The sequence below is a fragment of the Profundibacter amoris genome (genome assembly GCF_003544895.1).
GTDB lineage: Bacteria > Pseudomonadota > Alphaproteobacteria > Rhodobacterales > Rhodobacteraceae > Profundibacter > Profundibacter amoris.
Genome location: NZ_CP032125.1, coordinates 3,541,694 through 3,558,757 on the forward strand (window position 1 = coordinate 3,541,694; position 17,064 = coordinate 3,558,757).

Genomic DNA, 17,064 nt, shown 5'->3' on the forward strand with positions numbered 1-17,064 from the left:
ACACCTCTAAAACGGTAAAAGAATATCGGCGGCCTGTTGCCCGTAGCGGGGCTGCTGGACATCGGAAATCTGGCCACGGCCGCCATAGGAAATCCGGGCCGAGGCGATTTTGTCGTAAGTGATCTGGTTTTGCCGCGAGATGTCTTCAGGGCGCACATACCCCGTAACCAGCAATTCGCGAATTTCAAAGTTTACCCTAACCTCTTGCGAGCCCTGAATTGCCAGTACACCGTTTGGCAACACCCCGATTACCGTAGCCGCAACCCGCAAGGTCAGTTTTTCCTTGCGCCGCACAGAACCATCGCCGGAAAAGGTGCTGGTGGAATGGCTCTCGAAGGCGTTGTCCATCGTGGCGCCATCTGGGAGCTTTTCGTTAATGCGCTGCGGGATACCCAGCAAGTTAGGCAGGCCCGCTTTTTCCGACCCCTTACGGGTTCTGGCTGTTGAATTTGAAATTTCCGCCTTGTCGTCAATTTCGATTACAACTGTCAAAATGTCACCCCGCTGAACCGCACGCCGGTCCCCCAGTAAGGAACGGCGCCCCGCGCTCCAGAGTGATGCGGTGTCGGTGCTGCGCATGTGTTCAACCTGTCGCGGCAAGCCCGGCGAGGCCATCGCGTTATATTCGTCACTGTCCTGTGTCAAAGACAGCGGAGGAACCTTGCCTACATTCTCCAGTTTGGCACATCCGGCCGCCAGCATTAACAGCGCGATCAGGGGAATAGGGTGTTTCAGAGACATTCGATATTCCTTTATTCTAGTAGCCAACAGTGACGCTACCGTCTGCTGCAATAGTTCCGCTAACAGTGGTTCGGGACGAAAGATTCATCACGCGGACAAAATCGCCCACACCGCCACGGCCCAATGATCGACCATCAGCAATGATTTGCAGACTTCCGCTTTGATAGATCAGCCGTACGATCTGGTTTCGGTCAACAATCGCCGCCGGACCGATATCTCCAGGGCGGATTGGACGGCCGGCATAAAGCACAACGCGGGCCTCTTGTCCGATGGCTTCTTCGGGAAAGGTTAATGCGCCGGGGACGACAACATCTTTGACGGCGATATCGTCGGGGGTGATGATGGCATGACTGCGAACCGTACGGGCCGCGACGAGTGTGCCGGCGGTGGCGGGCGTGGCCAGAAGCGCCAGTATGAAAATCAGACGGATCATCAGCGGATCTGCGTGGTTGCGCCAAGCATCTGGTCGGCGGCAGATATGACTTTGGCATTCATTTCATAACCGCGCTGGGCCTCGATCAGCTCGGTGATTTCGCGCACGGAATCCACCGAGGAATCTTCGAGATAACCCTGTCGCAGCACCCCCAATCCGTCGGCTCCCGGTGCGGATACAAGCGATGGCCCCGAGGCGGTCGTTTCCAGAAACAGGTTGCTGCCGATGGCCTCCAATCCTTTGGGGTTGGTGAAATTTGCCAGCGTAAACTGACCCAGCAATTCGGGTTGAACGCGGTCGTTGAAGTAGGCGTAAACTTCGCCTTCGGCATTGATCGAGATGCTGCGGGCATCGGACGGGATGGTGATGTCGGGCACCACTGGATAGCCGTCGGATGTCACGATCAATCCGTCCGCCGAGCGTTTCAGTCCACCGTCGCGCGTATATCCCGAGATGCCCGAGGGTAGGGTGACCTCGAAATACCCTGACCCTTCAATCGCCATATCCAGATCGCCGCCGGTGGCCGCCAGGGACCCTTGCGACAGTTGCACGGTGACGGACGCGGGCCGCACCCCTAAACCCAGCTGCACACCGGTTGGCAATACCGTTCCATCAGCAGCGTTTATGGTGCCCGGACGGGTGGCCTGCTGGTAATGCAGATCGGCAAATTCGGCGCGGCGGGCGTTGTAACCCGTTGTGTTCATATTGGCGAGGTTGTTCGAGATTACCTCGACCCGCATTTGCTGGGCACTCATTCCGGTGGCGGCAATTTTCAGGGCGCGCATGTTGCTTTCCTTTTTATTTAACGGCCAAGGGTCTGAAGGACACCGCGAATGCGTTCGTCCTCTTTATCCAAGAAGCCCTGCCCAAGTTCGTAAGCGCGTTGCACTTCGATCATGCGGGCAATTTCAATTACGGGGTTAACGTTTGAATCCTCGACAAACCCTTGCATGATGGCGGAATCTTCAACCGGTATCACATCGCCACGCACCTGAAAGCGCACCCCGTTCTGGCGGCTTAGGTCGGTTGGATCGGCGGGCGTGAACAGTCCGATCTGGGTTTGCGGCACGCCATCCGCACTTAGGGTGCCATCCGCCGCAACTGCGATGGAGCGGGCGTCGGGCGGGATGAAAATGGGTGACCCGCCGCCATCCAGCAGACGGTACCCGTCGGGGGTTACCAATTCGCCTTCGCCATTGGGGGTAAAGTTACCGGCGCGGGTCAGTTGATTTCCATCGGGGGTTTCGATCATAAAGAACCCCTCGCCCTCGATCGCGAAATCGAAACGGCCGTTGGTCTGGGTCAATGTACCCTGCTGTTGAACCGTCAGCCGCACATTGGCCGAGGCCATCGAAAGCGAATCCTCGTTCCCGTCCAGCGCCTTGATGTGTTCCGCAAAAATCACGCCTTCTTTGCGAAAACCGGTGGTCGAAAGATTGGCAAGGTTGTTGGCCACCGTTGACATTTCGCGCATCAGTCCGGCCTGTCGGGTCAGGGTAGTGTATCCGGCGTTGTCCATCCGTTAGCTCCCTGCGATCAAAGGCACGATGGTGCTGGTGAAAAACGACACAAGAGTTTCGGTCATAAAGCTCATTGAAACCCAGAATACCGCCAGAATTGCCGCAAGTTTCGGCACAAACGTCAACGTCATTTCCTGAATAGATGTCAGCGCCTGAAACAGGCCAACCGTCAGGCCGGTGACCAGGGCGACTACCAGAATGGGCAGCGAAATAATGACGGCGATCCACAGACCATGCCGCAATGTGTCAAAGAATATTGCCTGATCCATTACACCGGCATCCTTAGAATTTCCTGATAGGCCTCGACCACCTTGTCGCGGACGGTCACGGCAGTTTCGACCGCCAGCTCGGTTTGGGCCAGTGCGGTGACAAGCGAATTGGCATCTGCTCCGCCGGTCATTGCTGCCTTTGCCACGTCTTCGCCCTGTTGCAGCGTGGCGGCAAAATCGGCGGCGGCGCGACCAAATGCGTTGCCAGGCCCCCCGCCCGCATCAGGCTTTGGCGCTGTTGCGGGACGGGTTGCTGCATATTGCTGGGCTGCTAGTGAAGATTTTATATCCATTCTGGATCACCTTTCATCGGCGCAGAAGATCAAGCAGGCTGGACGACATTTGTCGCGCCTGATCGAACATCTTGAGGTTCGCCTCATAGCTGCGCTGCGCTTCGCGCGCGTCAGCGATTTCGATTACCAGATTGACATTCGATCCATCATAGTAACCATTTTCATCCGCAAGCGGGTGCCCCGGATCATAGACCCGAGTCAGTTCGGAGCGGTCAAATTCAACCTGACCAATCCGCACTTCACCCGTGCGTTTCCCTCCGACCACAATTTCCTCGAACGAGGCGGTTTTGCGGTGGTAACCAGGGGTATCTGTATTCGCGATATTTTCAGATACATGACGCAGGCGGGTTGCCTGTGCCTGCATCCCACTGGTGGCTAGCGCCCGAATATTGGATAGGTCATTCATAATAGATTACCTCCTCTATTTTCGGCCCAGGCTCAGGCGTAAAATGTTTAAGGACGATTTGTAGATCGCCATTGCGCGTTTATGCTGGCCGGTGTTTTCAACCGACTTCATCATTTCGGTTTCGAGCGAAACATTGTTGCCATTGGGCGATTCGCTGCCTGTGCCGGCGATGATGCGTGTGTCATAGGGTTGTGAGCTGCCGGTCAAATGCCCCGCACGTGTGGTGCGCATCGTGCTGGCATCCTGTGTGCGATAGGTTTCGGCAAACGAGGCGATATCGCGGGCTTTATAGCCAGGCGTATCGGCATTTGCGATATTCTGTGCGACCATCGTTTGACGTGTCTCGGCGTGGCGGGCCAGTGCGCCTGCCATCTGGAATATCTCTAGATTTTTAAACATCGGGGCTTCTCCCTCGAGTAATTTCAATCAAGCTTTAACTGTGATTCCTTTAGAAATGGTTTTCAGGAACCAAACAGGAGAATCCGGTAATGGTTACAGATATTGATTGCCTAACCGCCGAGGTGGCGGCGATGCGCCCCGTCCGCAATGTAGGCCGTGTAGTCGAGGTGGGGCGCGGTACGTTAACTGTGCGCGGGTTGTCGGGCTGCGCCAGTCTGGGCGACCAGGTGCGCATTACCCATCGTGATGCGGTGATGGGCGGCGAGGTGCTGCAACTGTCGCGGGATACGGTGGTGGTTTTGCCAGATCATTCTGCCGAAGGGGTGGTGATCGGCGATCGGGTTACGTTGTTGGGGCAGGCCTTGATCGCGCCTGACAGCAGTTGGATCGGGCGGGTGATTGACCCTTCGGGTCAACCAATGGACGGGCGGCCAATGATGCGCGGGGTGCAACCGCGTCCGATGCGGGCTTCACCGCCAAAGGCAACCCGGCGGCGGGCGTTGGGGGAACGGCTGGAAACCGGTCTGGCAATTTTCAACACATTGTTGCCGATTGTGCGGGGGCAGCGGATTGGCCTGTTTGCCGGGTCCGGCGTGGGCAAATCTACCCTGTTGTCCAAGTTTGCCCGCGGGGTTAGCGCCGATGTGGTGGTGATTGCGCTGGTCGGGGAGCGCGGGCGCGAGGTGCGCGAATTTGTCGATCATGTGCTTGGTCCCGAAGGGATGAAGCGGGCGGTTGTGGTGGCGGCAACGTCAGACCAGTCGCCATTGGTGCGTCGCCGTTGCGCCTGGACGGCGATGGCCGTGGCCGAACATTTTCGCGATCAGGGGCAACATGTTCTGTTTTTGGCCGATTCGATCACCCGCTTTGCCGAGGCCCACCGCGAGGTCGCACTGGCGTCGGGCGAGGTTGCCTCGTTGCGGGGCTACCCCCCTTCCACCTCGCATATGATCATGTCGCTTTGCGAGCGTGCCGGGCCGGGTGTGGGCACCGCAGGCGACATCACCGCGCTGTTCAGCGTGTTGGTGGCGGGATCGGATATGGAGGAACCTGTAGCCGACATCCTGCGCGGGGTGCTGGACGGGCACGTTGTGATGGATCGCAAAATCGCCGAACGCGGGAGGTTTCCGGCGATTGATTTGCTACGTTCGGTTTCACGCAGTCTGCCTGCGGCGGCAACGCCCGAGGAAAATGAATTGATCAGCAACGCGCGGCGTTTGCTGGGGGCATATGATCGGGCGGAAATGATGATTCAGGCGGGGCTGTACACCGCGGGGTCAGATCCGCTGATTGACGAGGCAATTAGCGTCTGGTCCAAACTGGATGCTTTTTTGGCCGAGGATGAGCAAGAGGGAACAGCGGCCAGTTTCTTGCGGTTGGCAAGCTGCCTGATGCAGGATCGGGAGGATACAGAGTCCGCCTAGAACAGGCCGCTGCGACCGTTCGACATGTTTTGCAACAAGGTAAGGGCGATCTGGCTACCGCCGGTGTCCACGTTGAGTGCCTGAACATCCGCACGCAACAGGAACAGGCGCGTCAGGTCTTCTTGTTTTTCGGGCGTGGCAAACTGTTTGATCCCGCTGTCGCCAAAAGCGGCCTGCGCCTTGTCCTTGAAGGTGGCAAGCTGTTTGTCCAGATCAAGCGAGCCAAAGGATGTCGGCAGGTTAAACGCGGTTTCAAATACTTTGCGCAATGGCGGGTTTCCCATCACAGTAAACCACAGCGTATCTTCCTTAAGGTCCTTATTCGCGATTTCGGCCAGATCGCGGTCGATCCCCATTGCCAGCCGGAAGTTTTCATTCTGGTTACCAACCGCTGCTTCGAACTGCCGCTCTTTGAAAGCCGTGGTAATTTTGGAACCAAAGTCGCTTAATCCGGTACTTGGGACGGGGTAATCGCCGAATCCAAAGGCCTGTGACAGCTTTAGATATCGCTTATCTGACAGCTTGTTGGCCAGGGCATCGTCGGTCAGGGTGCCATCCTCTAGAACCTTGCGAATGAAGTACTTGTTGTCGATATCATCGCTTAACCCGAACGCGCCCAATGCGACCTTTAACAACGTTCGGTCCGAAACCAGATCTTCGGCGGTTTTAACCTTGCCGATATTCTCCTCGAAGTATTTCACTTCGCGGGCAACCTCGGGCGATTTTGCATAGGCGCCTTTCTGACTGTCCATCGTCCGGGTCAGAAATGACCAGCCGGCAAAACCGCCCAAGGGAAGCACGGGCTGAAACATCAGACCCGCGCCGCCGCAAGCAAGCGTTCTTCGCGGGGCAGCAATCCGCGCAAGGCTTTCAAGGCCTGATAATATTTCCCATCTAACACCTCTTCCGAGGCGGTGGTCAACAAAGTGCGACTGTCATGGTCGGTCAAAACCTGGCTAAGCTGTTCAATCCCGCGCAGAAGTTGCAGTTTTGCGTCTTCCTTTTGGGCATCGCCCGACAAAACCAGTTGGGCAATATAGCAAACCCGCCGCACAGGTGTATTCACCTCTTCCGGATGGATGGCATCACGCAGGCGCAGAATGTTTGCATTGGGCGTGACGATGGACAGGCGGCTGCGCCGGTCACCGTTTTCAATCACGGCACCATTGATCAAAACCCGCTCTTTCGGGCCAAGTTTCAGGACAAGTCCGCTCATGACACACCTTCCTTGCTGCGCAAGCCGCGCATGATGGCTGTGTTGATATCAACCAGTACATCAACCGAGGCCTCTTTGTGTAAAACCTTGCGGCCATGTTGGGCTGTAAATTCGAAAAGATAGAAAATGCGACCGCGAAGGGATTCCGGGAGTGCGTTGTCCTTGTCGGACACATCGGCTGCCAGCAAAGTCCACAATTTATTGTTCTCGTGTAATGCTGCTGCAAGGGCTGTAAAACTGTCGCCCTGGCTGGCGGATTTCAAACGATGTGTGATTCGGGCAAAAGCATCGTATTCGATGCTGCGTGGGGTGCGTGTCGGGGCCGAAGAATTGGCATAGGCCGTTTTGGCCATATTAAAGGCGTTCATGTCATTACCTTTCAATGACAGGGGTCATCGGAACGCGGGTTTCACCGCGGGGAAAGGGGCGCCGTATCTGGCGCCCCGATCAAATGATTACCGGAACAGTGACAGAACCGATTGCGGTGCCTGGTTCGCGATCGACAACGCCTGAACGCCCAATTGCTGTTGAACCTGCAAGGCCTGCAAGCGGGCCGAAGCCGCTTCCATGTCCGCATCCACCATCGAGCCGATACCCGACTTCAGCGAATCCGACAGTTTGCCGATAAAGCTGTTCTGGGTTTCAATCCGACCCTGAACCGAACCGAAAGAGGCCGAAGCATCAATCGAGGTGTTGATCAGGTTTTCGATCGACCCCAGTGCAGCCGTAGCACCGGCACCGGTGGAGACATCAATTGCAGCCAGACCGGACAGGCCGCCAGAACCGCGCGAAGACGAGAAGCTGAAGGCCACATCGGCATTGGTGTTGTTAGTGATTTTCAACTCACCGGCTACCGTGTCGATATCCATGGTGAAATCGGTTGCACTGATACCCGAATCCTGCAGCGCGGATTTCATGCCTGCCACGATCGCTTCGGCGGTATCCCCCGCGCGCACAGTGTATTGTGCCTCGGTCGTGCCAACCTGGAAGGTCATCAGATCACCTTCCATAAGACCGGTCGCAACGGTGTTGTCCAATCCTGCGGTTCCACGGGCAAGGGCCGCAGTACCTGTTGCAGCCCCAGAGTTATCAAGGAAAGCAAATGTATCCAGCTTGATTGAATCGTTGGTGCCGCCATCATTTGCGTCTATCACACCTGCAGTGCCTGCGTCGGTCCCGACGTTGGCTGCTGCTGCCGTCAATGCCGTGCCCGCTGTCAATGACAGGTTTTGCGATGCAACGCCGATCGAACTGGACGTCACGGAACCATCCGCAGCGCGATCCAGCGATGAGAGAATGTCGATACCGGTGTTGCCGTCGGTGTTGGTTGAAGTGATGTTGCCATCAACCAGGTTCAACCCGTTGAACTGGGCCGCATTGACCACCGAAGTGACCTGTTTGGTCAGCGCGGCAATGTCAGTCTGGATTTTGGCGCGGTCAACATTGTCTTCCTGTGCCGCGACCACCTTGCCTTTGATCTGGGTCAGAAGGTCTGTAACCGTTTCCGACGCCTGCCGCGCCACAGCAACGGTCGATTCCCCCAGCGAAAGGCTGTCGGAAATGGCCTTGAAACCGTTGACGTCGGATTCCATGACTTTGGAAATGGCCCAAATCGCCGAGTTGTCCTTGGCCGAGGCAATGGATTTGCCCGTTGAAATTTCCCCCTGAACACTTTCCAGGTTGGAGTTGATGGATTGAAGAGTTTGCAGCGCAACCATGGCGCTGGTGTTTGTCAGAATACTGGACATTGTGCAGTTCCCTAATTCAGACGACGCTTTTGCGCCGTGTTACACATGCAGCCACTTCGATGGCTGCGTTAAGCGTCTTTCTGACGAATACGGTTTGCATGTACCAAAACCGTGCCACCCCGTTTGGAGATGCAAGGCCTACCCTGATACCCAATCCCTAACAGACCCCTAATTGCCCTGGCCAATATACGCTGCATTTGAAACAAACCGATTAGGCCCGCCGATACAGATTTCCTTTATGGCCACCCAGTGATGTACGCTGACCGGATTTATCATAAGTATCGAATTCGCCCGATCCGTTGCGCAGGACCTCAAGCCGGTTACTAACGGCGCGGACACCGCGAATTGCGGCTGCCAGCAGGGTGTGGTTCCGGTCAACTTTGCGCCGAACCTGTTCCAGCGTTTTGCGATCCGGTGCCAGAAATGCCCCCTTATCCAGCAATGCTTCTTTTTCTTTGGCAATCCGGCCCATATCCTTGAGTGACCCGTTCAGGATTGCCTGATGTTCCTTATCCAGAAAATCCTCAAGTGCATCGAATGTTGCCAACGTATTATTGTGCATCTTCCTGCTCCTTTAGTGCTTCGTACAGGCTTTCGGCCAATCCGATTCCACCCTGTTTCACCATGTCTTTGGCCTGTTCTTGCCGCAGAAACGATCCAAACTGGTCTTCGCCAATCCCGCCCCCGTTTGCATCACGCGATTTTCCGAACCCTGCTGATTTCAGCATCTCTGCCAGAAAAGAAGCCTCCAGATCCTTGGCGGCCTGAAACAATGCGGCGTCGCGTTTTTCGGGTTGCAGTTGGTTCGCGGGGGATGAAACCGGTGTAATGGGGGCCATGCGATTCATTTCCAATTAGAGACATTTCCCGGACAGTTTGCATGGATTGGGTAAAGAACTGGTAACCAATCCAAGTCATATCTGATCCAACCGAGGAAGAATTTCCGGAATATGACATGATCAATCTACCAATACCCGACGCAACAACATCGACTGGCAGCACTACGACAACTGTAGGGCAGGTTGATGAAACAGAGACGATGGCCAGTGCCGAGTTTCTAGCAGTCTGGGCCAATGTGCCTGAACGTGAGCCCGTGCCAATGCCCGAACGTGGCGTGGTTGATAATACACGGACGGGGATTTTGGGTTTGTTGTCTAATCAAATGATTGGTCGGCAGGTGTCCCCCCCCGAGCCGCAAGCGGTATCGTCAATTCTGATGGATATACCGCCAGAAGGGGAACAGGTTGGCCCGGATGTGCCTATGGGGGAAGTGCCCCAACAGCCGCAAGATATGGATGAAATCGCAAAGGGTTTGCCTGCCATTACTTCCGTGCCGGATGTTTCGCTTTCTCCGGTGGCAACCGAATCCGGCCAAATCATAGATAAACCCGTGGAAGATGCTGATTTTACGGGAAAAATAGCACCTGCTGATCCTTCAGATAAAACCGGAAAGGAAAAATCACGGACACCATCCCCAGGGTTTGACATTCCGATACAAAGTGTCGCGGGCGAGGGCAACGAGACAGCGCAGAACAGGCCGGCGGAATCCGTATTGTCAGGGGAAAAGGGTGCTAATGACTATGCCACAGAGGTTGTGATGTCCAAAGTGCCCACCCATATGGGGGAGCCTATTAATGCCGCATCATTGGAAAACAAAGATGACCGGTTAAAACAGGTGGCAGCACAACAACCTGTTCGGCAGGGCAAGAATACGGATTTGGACTTTCGCACCCCGCAGGAACCGGATTTATCGATTCGCCAAAACCAAACTATACATGGGCCCCAAGTTGGTCGGGTTCCCAATTCGGAACTGGTTCAGTCCGGGATAAAATCAAATGCCTACACGCATCCGGTAGCAACTGCTTTGCAATATCCGGACAGGCCACAGAAGGCAGAGGTAGCAAAGCAGCCCGAAATATCGCATCAGGATATCCGAACCCTGCAAGAAGCACCAAAGCCCTTGCCGCAGACTGTGCCGCGCAACCAGGCACCACCAGAACAAATGGTTCTGGATCAACCGAAGGTTTCACAACCGAATCGCGTGGGGCCCGAAATTGCCAACCCTTTTGGAAGCATTGCTAATAATCAGCCCAACGCAGGCGTTGTGGATGCAGGGGCAACGGCCGTGGCTACGCCCGCACCTGCACCTTCGCCCAAACGGGGTGATCGCAAAGCGATGGAATCGGCCCCGATAGAAGCAACCCGGGTACCAGGCTCGGGTACGGTCAAACCCTCCCCAACACCAAATCAGGCCATCCCTGTTACAGTACCAATGGCCAATGTGGACACAAACGAAACGCTTCCGTTTGATAGCAACGCACCGTTTGAAATATCGGACCTACAATCCGTCCCTTCACAAGCAACAGGATTGACGCCCTCGCATCAAAACGCAGCAGTTACACAGCCGGAAATCCCGCGGCATATCGCACGGCAATTGGCGGATGTAGCGCGCCAAATGCCCGAGCGGCCGGTTGAATTAACCTTGAACCCTCATGAACTGGGCCGTGTCCGTCTGACGTTTACCCTGACGGACGGGGGCATCAATGTTGCCGTGCTGGCCGAACGTGGCGAGACGATGGACCTGATGCGGCGCCATATCGAAACGCTGGCGCAAGAGTTTCGCGATATGGGATACGCGGATGTGGGGTTCCAGTTTTCGCAACATGGCCGTGAAAATACGGATGGGAACAACACAGATGAACAGCCCCAGCATACAGCACAGCTCACCCCCCTGCCAGAAATTGAAAAACTCCCCCCTGCGCGTGTTTCTTTGGAACCGTCAAACGGGCTTGATCTGCGCCTTTGAAAGGAAAAATAATGCAAGTCACCAATACAACCGCCTCTCAGGCAGCAACCCAAACTGGGAATGCAGCAACAGATACAACAGCAGTAAATTCGGATTATGATGTTTTCCTTCAACTGCTGACCGCACAGGTGAAAAATCAGGATCCGCTTGATCCCATGAGCTCGGACGATTTCTCCAGCCAGCTGGCACAGTTTTCCGCGGTAGAGCAGCAGGTCAAAACCAATGATCTGCTTGAGGCGCTGGGTGTGCAAATGAGCGTTATGGGCATGGGGGAAATGGCCACCTGGATTGGGCTGGATGCCCGCGCTGCGGCCGCTGCCAGCTTTGACGGCAGCCCAATCAGCATATCACCCAACCCGGCGGCCAGCGCCGACCGTGCGGTTTTGGTGGTAAGGGACAGCAGTGGAAACGAAGTGCAGCGGCAGGATTTCACCCCCTCCACCGATGAAATCCAGTGGGCTGGCGTGGACGGGAATGGTGCGCCGTTTGCAAGCGGGCTGTATACTTTCGAGGTGGAAAGCTACTCGGGCGATGAATTGATCGCGACAACCAAGGCAGAAATCTATTCCAGAGTGCTAGAAGCCAAAAGCCGGAACGGCGAAACCATTCTGGTGCTGGAAGGCGGGGTCGAGGTGCCATCAACCTCGGTATCTGCCCTACGGGACCCTGTTTAGTGCATGTCGCACCAAATCGAATTTGCCGACCCGACCGAGCGCATTTGCTAATGCAAATACTGCCTCGGTCGGGCCGGAGAATACTCGAATCTGATCAGGTTCGACACGCTCTAGGATAATACAGCAAGCGCCAGTAAAAAACCCGTCCAAGCCGTTACAGCGCCCAACAGGATATACATCGCAGGCCTCCAAGGGGATGTCGTTTGGGGTTTTGCGGGCGGTTGTGAATGGTGAATCAACGCTGCTTCGGCCATCTTGGGCAGTTCTGGTCCGAACCGCGCCAAAACCCGTGCGGTTTTCAGCAGATCACGCATCATGGCGCGGGGGCCAAGGTTGGACTTTATGTAATCCTCGACCACGGGATGCGCGACTTCCCAGATGTTGATATAGGGGTCCAGCGACCGCGCCACACCTTCGACCACCACCATGGTGCGTTGCAGCAGGATCAGTTCGGTGCGGGTTTCCATGCCGAAGCGTTCCGTCACCTCGAACAGATAATGAAACAGCCGCCCCATTGATATTTGCGAGGCGTCCATGCCAAAAATCGGCTCGCCCACGGCCCGCAAGGCCGAGGCAAATTCATCGACATCACGGTCGGCAGGCACATAGCCGGCCTCGAAATGTACTTCGGCGACGCGTTTGTAATCACGACGGATAAATCCGATCAGGATTTCGGCGTAAACGCGGCGGGTGTATTCATCAATCCGCCCCATGATCCCGAAATCATAGGCAATAATGTCGCCATTGGCGGCCACCTTCATGTTGCCCTGATGCATGTCGGCGTGAAAATACCCGTCGCGCAACGCATGGCTCAGAAACAGTTGCAGCACCCGCTGGGCCAGCGCCACACGGTCATGCCCCGCCGCGTCCAGTGCATCATTGTCACCCAAAGGCAACCCGTCGGCCCATCCCAGTGTCATCACGCGGCGGCTGGAAAATTCCCAATTCGCCAATGGCACCTGAAACTTTTCGTCGTTCTTGGTGTTTTCGAAAAACTCCGACGCCGCCGAGGCTTCGCTGCGCAAATCCAGTTCGCTCATCACCCCGTGGTCGAAATGTTCGATCACATCGCGTGGCCTTAAGCGGCGCGAGGAGGGCGACAGGAATTCAATTACAGAAGCGGCGAAATAAAAGGCGTCGATATCCTTGCGAAAGGCGCGTTCGATATTCGGGCGCAACACCTTTACGGCCACCTCCTCGCCAGTGCTGATCAGCCGTGCATGATGCACCTGCGCAATCGAGGCAGCAGCAACCGCATCACTGAATTCACTGTAAATATTGTCCGCAGGTTTTCCCAGCTCTTCTTCTACAGTGGCCTTGGCAACATCCGTTGGAAATGGCGGCAGCTTGTCCTGCAACACCCGCAATTGTGTTGCCAGATCACCGCCCACCAGATCGGGACGGGTCGAAAGCACCTGTCCGAATTTGATATAGGCCGGCCCCAGCGCATTCAACGCCCGCGTAACGGGTGGCATGTTCGGATCACCCTTCAGGCCCGCCCAGCGCATGGTCCAGCCAAACAGCCTCACCACGACCCGGATCGAGGTGGGCGCATCCATTTCATTCAGCACCACACCCAAGGCGCCCGTGCGCTCGAATGTAGCCGCTGTGCGGATCAGCCGCCAGATATTGTGAGGTCCGCGCATCTGCTAGATTTTCCACCCCGAATGAAGCGCCGCGATGCCCATCGACATATTGCGGTATTTCACGTTTTCAAACCCCGCCTCGCGGATCATTTGCGCGAAGGTTTCCTGATCGGGGAATTTGCGGATGGATTCGATCAGATACTGGTAACTGTCGCGGTCATTGGCAATCAGCTGTCCCAGCCTCGGGATGATGTTGAAGGAATAGAGGTCGTAAACCTTTTGCATCATGTCATTGGGGATCTGGCTGAATTCCAGAACCATCAACCGCCCGCCGGGGCGCAACACGCGATAGGCTTCGGACAGGGCGTCGGCAATGCGGGTCACGTTCCGGATGCCAAAGGAAATGGTGTAAACGTCAAAGGTGTTATCCTTGAACGGCAGTGCCATCGCATCCCCGACCACCCAATCCAGTTGGTCCGCCAGTTGCGAGGCCTCGGCCCGTTTGGCGCCCTCGACCAGCATCGGTTCGGTCAGGTCCAGCACCGTGGCGTGCGCCCGTCCGGCCCGTTTCAGAAACCGGAATGAAATATCACCGGTGCCACCGGCAACATCCAGCAGCTTTTGACCGGCGCGCGGGGCCAGCCAGTTCATCATCGCGTCTTTCCAGATACGGTGGATGCCCATCGACATGGCATCATTCATCACATCGTATTTACTGGCGACATTGGAAAACACGCCGTGAACCATTCCGGCCTTTTCATCCTCGGCGACGGTCCGGAAACCGAAGTGGGTGGTTTTTTCGTTGCTGTTGCTCATTGTCGGATCATCCTTGATACTTGACCCCCTTATAATACCCTTGCCGCCCGATACAATGAGAGGGAGCCGCATATGCCCGAATTACCCGAAGTCGAGACAGTCCGTCGCGGGCTGATCCCCGTGATGGAGGGCAAACAGATCATCCGCGCCCAGGTGCGCCGCCCTGATCTGCGCTGGCCGTTTCCCGACGGGATGGAACAACGGCTGACTGGTAAGCGGGTGGAGCGGCTGCGTAGGCGCTCGAAATACATTCTGGCCGATCTGGATTCGGGGGAAACCCTTTTGATCCATCTAGGCATGTCGGGGAGGATGCTGATTTCCAAAGGTGACCACCCCGACATCCAGAAACACGACCATGTGGTGTTTCACATGCAGGACGATGCCCGCGTGGTATTCAACGACACACGACGGTTCGGGGCGATGGATCTGGTGGCGACTGAGCAGGCCGAAGGGCACAAGCTGCTGGCCAGTCTGGGGCCGGAACCGCTGGGTAACAGCTTTGACGAAGCCTATTTGCTGGAGCGGCTAAAGGGCCGGAACACCCCGATCAAAACCGCGCTTCTGGATCAGAAAATCGTGTCGGGGCTGGGCAATATCTATGTCTGCGAAGTGCTGCTGCGAACCGGAATTTCCCCGACGCGCAAGGCGGGGCAACTATCGGCACCACGGGTGCGATCCCTGGTTCCCGCCATTCGCGATGTGTTGTTTGAGGCCATCGATTCGGGCGGATCATCGCTCAAGGACTATCGTCAGGCGGATGGCGAACTGGGATATTTTCAACACAGCTTTCGCGCCTACGGACGCGAGGGGGAACCCTGTCTAACCAAGGGCTGTAACGGTAAAATCCGGCGAATCACGCAGGGGGGACGCTCAACTTTCTATTGTGCGCAATGCCAAAGATAACTTGAACCCTTGGTCAGAAATGCTAGGGAATCGTTCCCAACAGAAACAAATTGGCATGATTCCATGGCTTACGAGACCCTAATCGTCGAAACCGAAGACCACGTTGCCCTTATCAAACTGAACCGGCCCGAGGCGCTGAACGCGCTGAACTCCCAACTGCTGGGGGAATTGGCCGAGGCGTTGAAAGCGGCGGAAGAAAACGAAAAGGTGCGCTGCGTTGTCATCACCGGATCGGAAAAGGCATTTGCCGCCGGGGCCGACATCAAGGAAATGGCCGACAAAAGCTTTGTCGACATGTTCATGTCCGATTTCTTTGGCACCGAAACAGAACAGTTGCTGAAAATGCGCAAACCCGTGATTGCCGCAGTGGCCGGCTATGCGCTGGGCGGTGGCTGCGAACTGGCGATGATGTGCGATTTTATTATTGCGGCGGACAACGCAAAATTCGGCCAGCCCGAAATCAATCTGGGTGTGGTGGCCGGTATTGGCGGCACCCAGCGTTTGACGCGGTTTGTGGGTAAATCCAAATCCATGGAAATGCACCTGACAGGCCGTTTCATGGACGCGGACGAGGCCGAGCGTTCTGGTCTGGTCAGCCGCGTTGTGCCAGCGAAAAAGCTGATGGACGAGGCAATGGCCGCAGCACAAAAGATCGCTGAAAAATCCCTGCTGACGACGATGGCCGTCAAAGAGGCCGTGAACCGGTCCTATGAAATGACCCTGCGCGAAGGGCTGCTGTTTGAGCGCCGCCTGTTCCATTCGCTGTTTGCCACCGAAGATCAGTCAGAAGGCATGAACGCCTTTCTGGAAAAACGCGAGGCACAGTTTCGCGGTAAATAAAGCGGGTTGAAATTTGGCCTTTCAATTCGGGTGATTCTATCCTATTAGGCCGCGATACATGCGTGAGAGGCCCGCTTTGGCCGGAACGACCGGTTATAAACCCGGACGGGGCCTTTTTGCGCGAACGAAATAGTAAACTGACCCCTGAAAGGGAAACCGACACATGGCAAATTCGCCCCAAGCAAAGAAACGCGCCCGCCAGAACGAGCGCCGTTATGAAATCAACAAAGCCCGCCGTACACGCGTTCGCACCTTCCTGCGCAAAGTAGAAGAAGCCATCGAAAGCGGCGACAAAGATGCAGCGCAGGCTGCCCTTCGTGCGGTACAGCCGGAACTGATGCGCGGCGTATCGCGCGGCATTTTCCACAAGAACACAGTTGCGCGCAAAATGTCGCGCCTGTCTGCCCGGGTCAAAGCGCTGGGCTAATCTGCTGATTCTCGAAAAATGAAAGGACGCAAGCCTAGGGTTTGCGTCCTTTTGTGTTTTCCAAAGGACACTGTTTCACCGGATTTATTGGAAAAAATATCACCTCGACAGATTCGATTTAACAATCTTTGAGTCAAGATCGAAGTTCTGTTGCGTGGTCCCGTTTGACCTTGCTAGCTTACCCAAGCGATTCACATCGTCTTGGGGGGACATGCAACCCGGCAAGCCTTGGAAAACGGAACGCGCAGAGGCCTGATTGCTCAGGATCATGCGCAGAACAATCCGCAGTCAGGGCGTTTGGTTGATGTTCGGATTTCTGGCCGTATGCAGGCTAAGGGATGCCGGAGCGAAGGTGCCGGACCAATCGGTATTATGATTGGTTTTTGGTGCCGGACATGTCCAGTAAACGCACCGCTAAGTGCACCGTTTATTCGGTGTATCGGCCTATGGGCTGTGCGGTAGCAATGGCGATTTGTGATGGGCAGGTAGCTTCGGGTGGGTTGGCAGAAATGCCGTCTCTTGTCCGGTTTGGCAGTTAGAGTTTTGAAAACGGGTAATACAGA

General features: G+C 55.8%; 22 protein-coding genes. 6 read left to right on the forward strand and 16 right to left on the reverse strand.

The window, feature by feature from the left end; translation table 11 throughout:
* Positions 1 to 6: 6 nt before the first annotated feature.
* The 8 genes from flgH to BAR1_RS17755 are packed head-to-tail and all read right to left on the reverse strand — an operon-like array spanning position 7 to position 4,061.
* Positions 7 to 741 (reverse strand): flagellar basal body L-ring protein FlgH, encoded by a 735-nt coding sequence (gene flgH / locus BAR1_RS17720; RefSeq protein WP_118944258.1) that lies wholly within the window; start codon positions 739 to 741, stop codon positions 7 to 9.
* Between the two features lie 16 nt (positions 742 to 757).
* Positions 758 to 1,174 carry a flagellar basal body P-ring formation chaperone FlgA gene (flgA, locus tag BAR1_RS17725; RefSeq protein ID WP_118944259.1) on the reverse strand — a complete coding sequence of 139 codons (417 nt, stop codon included), beginning with the start codon at positions 1,172 to 1,174 and terminating at the stop codon, positions 758 to 760.
* The gene (flgG, locus tag BAR1_RS17730; RefSeq protein ID WP_118944260.1) at positions 1,174 to 1,959 is read right to left on the reverse strand and encodes a flagellar basal-body rod protein FlgG; all 786 of its coding nucleotides are present in this window, start codon (positions 1,957 to 1,959) and stop codon (positions 1,174 to 1,176) included. The genes flgA and flgG overlap by 1 nt, the downstream gene beginning before the upstream one ends.
* Positions 1,960 to 1,976: 17 nt before the next feature.
* Positions 1,977 to 2,693, reverse strand: a complete 717-nt coding sequence (locus tag BAR1_RS17735; protein ID WP_118944261.1) for a flagellar hook-basal body complex protein — start codon at positions 2,691 to 2,693, stop codon at positions 1,977 to 1,979.
* Between the two features lie 3 nt (positions 2,694 to 2,696).
* Complete coding sequence (locus BAR1_RS17740; RefSeq protein WP_118944262.1) at positions 2,697 to 2,963, reverse strand: flagellar biosynthetic protein FliQ; 267 nt, start codon at positions 2,961 to 2,963, stop codon at positions 2,697 to 2,699.
* Complete coding sequence (fliE, locus tag BAR1_RS17745; protein ID WP_118944263.1) at positions 2,963 to 3,256, reverse strand: flagellar hook-basal body complex protein FliE; 294 nt, start codon at positions 3,254 to 3,256, stop codon at positions 2,963 to 2,965. Before fliE ends, BAR1_RS17740 begins: the two co-directional genes overlap by 1 nt.
* 13 nt (positions 3,257 to 3,269) lie before the next feature.
* Positions 3,270 to 3,662: a flagellar basal body rod protein FlgC gene (gene flgC / locus BAR1_RS17750; RefSeq protein ID WP_118944264.1), complete on the reverse strand. Its 393-nt coding sequence runs from the start codon at positions 3,660 to 3,662 to the stop codon at positions 3,270 to 3,272.
* A 15-nt stretch (positions 3,663 to 3,677) separates the two neighbouring features.
* Positions 3,678 to 4,061, reverse strand: coding sequence for a FlgB family protein (locus tag BAR1_RS17755; RefSeq protein WP_118944265.1), 384 nt, complete (start codon positions 4,059 to 4,061; stop codon positions 3,678 to 3,680).
* An 89-nt stretch (positions 4,062 to 4,150) separates the two neighbouring features.
* Here BAR1_RS17755 and BAR1_RS17760 point away from each other — a divergent pair, with 89 nt between their 5' ends.
* A complete protein-coding gene (locus BAR1_RS17760; RefSeq protein ID WP_118944266.1) occupies positions 4,151 to 5,485 on the forward strand; it encodes a FliI/YscN family ATPase in 1,335 nt (444 codons plus the stop codon).
* On the opposite strand, the gene BAR1_RS17765 is transcribed toward BAR1_RS17760, so the two are convergent.
* From BAR1_RS17765 to BAR1_RS17790, 6 genes are all read right to left on the reverse strand, one after another.
* Entirely contained in the window at positions 5,482 to 6,297 is an 816-nt protein-coding gene (locus BAR1_RS17765) for a DUF1217 domain-containing protein (RefSeq protein ID WP_323368581.1), read from the reverse strand. The two genes, BAR1_RS17760 and BAR1_RS17765, sit on opposite strands and share 4 nt — an antisense overlap.
* Positions 6,297 to 6,701, reverse strand: a complete 405-nt coding sequence (flbT, locus tag BAR1_RS17770; protein WP_118944268.1) for a flagellar biosynthesis repressor FlbT — start codon at positions 6,699 to 6,701, stop codon at positions 6,297 to 6,299. The genes BAR1_RS17765 and flbT overlap by 1 nt, the downstream gene beginning before the upstream one ends.
* Positions 6,698 to 7,054 (reverse strand): flagellar biosynthesis regulator FlaF, encoded by a 357-nt coding sequence (gene flaF, locus BAR1_RS17775; RefSeq protein ID WP_267128381.1) that lies wholly within the window; start codon positions 7,052 to 7,054, stop codon positions 6,698 to 6,700. Before flaF ends, flbT begins: the two co-directional genes overlap by 4 nt.
* 102 nt (positions 7,055 to 7,156) lie before the next feature.
* Positions 7,157 to 8,449, reverse strand: coding sequence for a flagellin (locus BAR1_RS17780; RefSeq protein ID WP_118944270.1), 1,293 nt, complete (start codon positions 8,447 to 8,449; stop codon positions 7,157 to 7,159).
* A 211-nt stretch (positions 8,450 to 8,660) separates the two neighbouring features.
* Positions 8,661 to 9,011, reverse strand: coding sequence for a flagellar biosynthesis protein FlgN (locus BAR1_RS17785; RefSeq protein ID WP_118944271.1), 351 nt, complete (start codon positions 9,009 to 9,011; stop codon positions 8,661 to 8,663).
* Positions 9,001 to 9,288, reverse strand: a complete 288-nt coding sequence (locus BAR1_RS17790) for a rod-binding protein (RefSeq protein WP_194295012.1) — start codon at positions 9,286 to 9,288, stop codon at positions 9,001 to 9,003. Before BAR1_RS17790 ends, BAR1_RS17785 begins: the two co-directional genes overlap by 11 nt.
* Positions 9,289 to 9,404: 116 nt before the next feature.
* Between BAR1_RS17790 and fliK the strand changes: the two genes are divergently transcribed.
* On the forward strand, positions 9,405 to 11,255 hold the full coding sequence (gene fliK, locus BAR1_RS17795) for a flagellar hook-length control protein FliK (protein ID WP_118944273.1): 1,851 nt from the start codon (positions 9,405 to 9,407) through the stop codon (positions 11,253 to 11,255).
* Between the two features lie 11 nt (positions 11,256 to 11,266).
* Positions 11,267 to 11,929 carry a flagellar hook capping FlgD N-terminal domain-containing protein gene (locus tag BAR1_RS17800; RefSeq protein WP_118944274.1) on the forward strand — a complete coding sequence of 221 codons (663 nt, stop codon included), beginning with the start codon at positions 11,267 to 11,269 and terminating at the stop codon, positions 11,927 to 11,929.
* A gap of 110 nt (positions 11,930 to 12,039) precedes the next feature.
* Here the strand turns inward: BAR1_RS17800 and ubiB are convergent, their stop codons facing one another.
* On the reverse strand, positions 12,040 to 13,575 hold the full coding sequence (ubiB, locus tag BAR1_RS17805; protein WP_118944275.1) for a 2-polyprenylphenol 6-hydroxylase: 1,536 nt from the start codon (positions 13,573 to 13,575) through the stop codon (positions 12,040 to 12,042).
* A 3-nt stretch (positions 13,576 to 13,578) separates the two neighbouring features.
* Positions 13,579 to 14,331: a bifunctional demethylmenaquinone methyltransferase/2-methoxy-6-polyprenyl-1,4-benzoquinol methylase UbiE gene (gene ubiE / locus BAR1_RS17810; protein WP_118944276.1), complete on the reverse strand. Its 753-nt coding sequence runs from the start codon at positions 14,329 to 14,331 to the stop codon at positions 13,579 to 13,581.
* Between the two features lie 72 nt (positions 14,332 to 14,403).
* On the opposite strand from ubiE, the gene mutM reads away from it, so the two are divergent.
* The 3 genes from mutM (at position 14,404) to rpsT (ending at position 16,501) form a co-directional block, all read left to right on the forward strand.
* Positions 14,404 to 15,234 (forward strand): bifunctional DNA-formamidopyrimidine glycosylase/DNA-(apurinic or apyrimidinic site) lyase, encoded by an 831-nt coding sequence (gene mutM, locus BAR1_RS17815; protein WP_118944277.1) that lies wholly within the window; start codon positions 14,404 to 14,406, stop codon positions 15,232 to 15,234.
* 63 nt (positions 15,235 to 15,297) lie between these two features.
* Positions 15,298 to 16,074 carry an enoyl-CoA hydratase gene (locus BAR1_RS17820; protein WP_118944278.1) on the forward strand — a complete coding sequence of 259 codons (777 nt, stop codon included), beginning with the start codon at positions 15,298 to 15,300 and terminating at the stop codon, positions 16,072 to 16,074.
* A gap of 163 nt (positions 16,075 to 16,237) precedes the next feature.
* On the forward strand, positions 16,238 to 16,501 hold the full coding sequence (gene rpsT, locus BAR1_RS17825; protein WP_118944279.1) for a 30S ribosomal protein S20: 264 nt from the start codon (positions 16,238 to 16,240) through the stop codon (positions 16,499 to 16,501).
* Positions 16,502 to 17,064: the final 563 nt, after the last annotated feature.

What these genes read in the sequence shown, in the direction of transcription:
- flgC (WP_118944264.1), bottom strand. Translation starts at nt 3,662, where the DNA reads ATGAATGACCTATCCAATATTCGGGCGCTAGCCACCAGTGGGATGCAG.
- rpsT (WP_118944279.1), top strand. Translation starts at nt 16,238, where the DNA reads ATGGCAAATTCGCCCCAAGCAAAGAAACGCGCCCGCCAGAACGAGCGC.
- BAR1_RS17765 (WP_323368581.1), bottom strand. Translation starts at nt 6,297, where the DNA reads ATGTTTCAGCCCGTGCTTCCCTTGGGCGGTTTTGCCGGCTGGTCATTT.
- BAR1_RS17820 (WP_118944278.1), top strand. Translation starts at nt 15,298, where the DNA reads ATGGCTTACGAGACCCTAATCGTCGAAACCGAAGACCACGTTGCCCTT.
- BAR1_RS17800 (WP_118944274.1), top strand. Translation starts at nt 11,267, where the DNA reads ATGCAAGTCACCAATACAACCGCCTCTCAGGCAGCAACCCAAACTGGG.
- ubiE (WP_118944276.1), bottom strand. Translation starts at nt 14,331, where the DNA reads ATGAGCAACAGCAACGAAAAAACCACCCACTTCGGTTTCCGGACCGTC.
- BAR1_RS17790 (WP_194295012.1), bottom strand. Translation starts at nt 9,288, where the DNA reads ATGGCCCCCATTACACCGGTTTCATCCCCCGCGAACCAACTGCAACCC.
- mutM (WP_118944277.1), top strand. Translation starts at nt 14,404, where the DNA reads ATGCCCGAATTACCCGAAGTCGAGACAGTCCGTCGCGGGCTGATCCCC.
- BAR1_RS17760 (WP_118944266.1), top strand. Translation starts at nt 4,151, where the DNA reads ATGGTTACAGATATTGATTGCCTAACCGCCGAGGTGGCGGCGATGCGC.
- fliE (WP_118944263.1), bottom strand. Translation starts at nt 3,256, where the DNA reads ATGGATATAAAATCTTCACTAGCAGCCCAGCAATATGCAGCAACCCGT.
- BAR1_RS17755 (WP_118944265.1), bottom strand. Translation starts at nt 4,061, where the DNA reads ATGTTTAAAAATCTAGAGATATTCCAGATGGCAGGCGCACTGGCCCGC.
- BAR1_RS17735 (WP_118944261.1), bottom strand. Translation starts at nt 2,693, where the DNA reads ATGGACAACGCCGGATACACTACCCTGACCCGACAGGCCGGACTGATG.
- BAR1_RS17785 (WP_118944271.1), bottom strand. Translation starts at nt 9,011, where the DNA reads ATGCACAATAATACGTTGGCAACATTCGATGCACTTGAGGATTTTCTG.
- fliK (WP_118944273.1), top strand. Translation starts at nt 9,405, where the DNA reads ATGATCAATCTACCAATACCCGACGCAACAACATCGACTGGCAGCACT.
- flgA (WP_118944259.1), bottom strand. Translation starts at nt 1,174, where the DNA reads ATGATCCGTCTGATTTTCATACTGGCGCTTCTGGCCACGCCCGCCACC.
- flgG (WP_118944260.1), bottom strand. Translation starts at nt 1,959, where the DNA reads ATGCGCGCCCTGAAAATTGCCGCCACCGGAATGAGTGCCCAGCAAATG.
- ubiB (WP_118944275.1), bottom strand. Translation starts at nt 13,575, where the DNA reads ATGCGCGGACCTCACAATATCTGGCGGCTGATCCGCACAGCGGCTACA.
- flaF (WP_267128381.1), bottom strand. Translation starts at nt 7,054, where the DNA reads ATGGCCAAAACGGCCTATGCCAATTCTTCGGCCCCGACACGCACCCCA.
- BAR1_RS17780 (WP_118944270.1), bottom strand. Translation starts at nt 8,449, where the DNA reads ATGTCCAGTATTCTGACAAACACCAGCGCCATGGTTGCGCTGCAAACT.
- flbT (WP_118944268.1), bottom strand. Translation starts at nt 6,701, where the DNA reads ATGAGCGGACTTGTCCTGAAACTTGGCCCGAAAGAGCGGGTTTTGATC.
- flgH (WP_118944258.1), bottom strand. Translation starts at nt 741, where the DNA reads ATGTCTCTGAAACACCCTATTCCCCTGATCGCGCTGTTAATGCTGGCG.
- BAR1_RS17740 (WP_118944262.1), bottom strand. Translation starts at nt 2,963, where the DNA reads ATGGATCAGGCAATATTCTTTGACACATTGCGGCATGGTCTGTGGATC.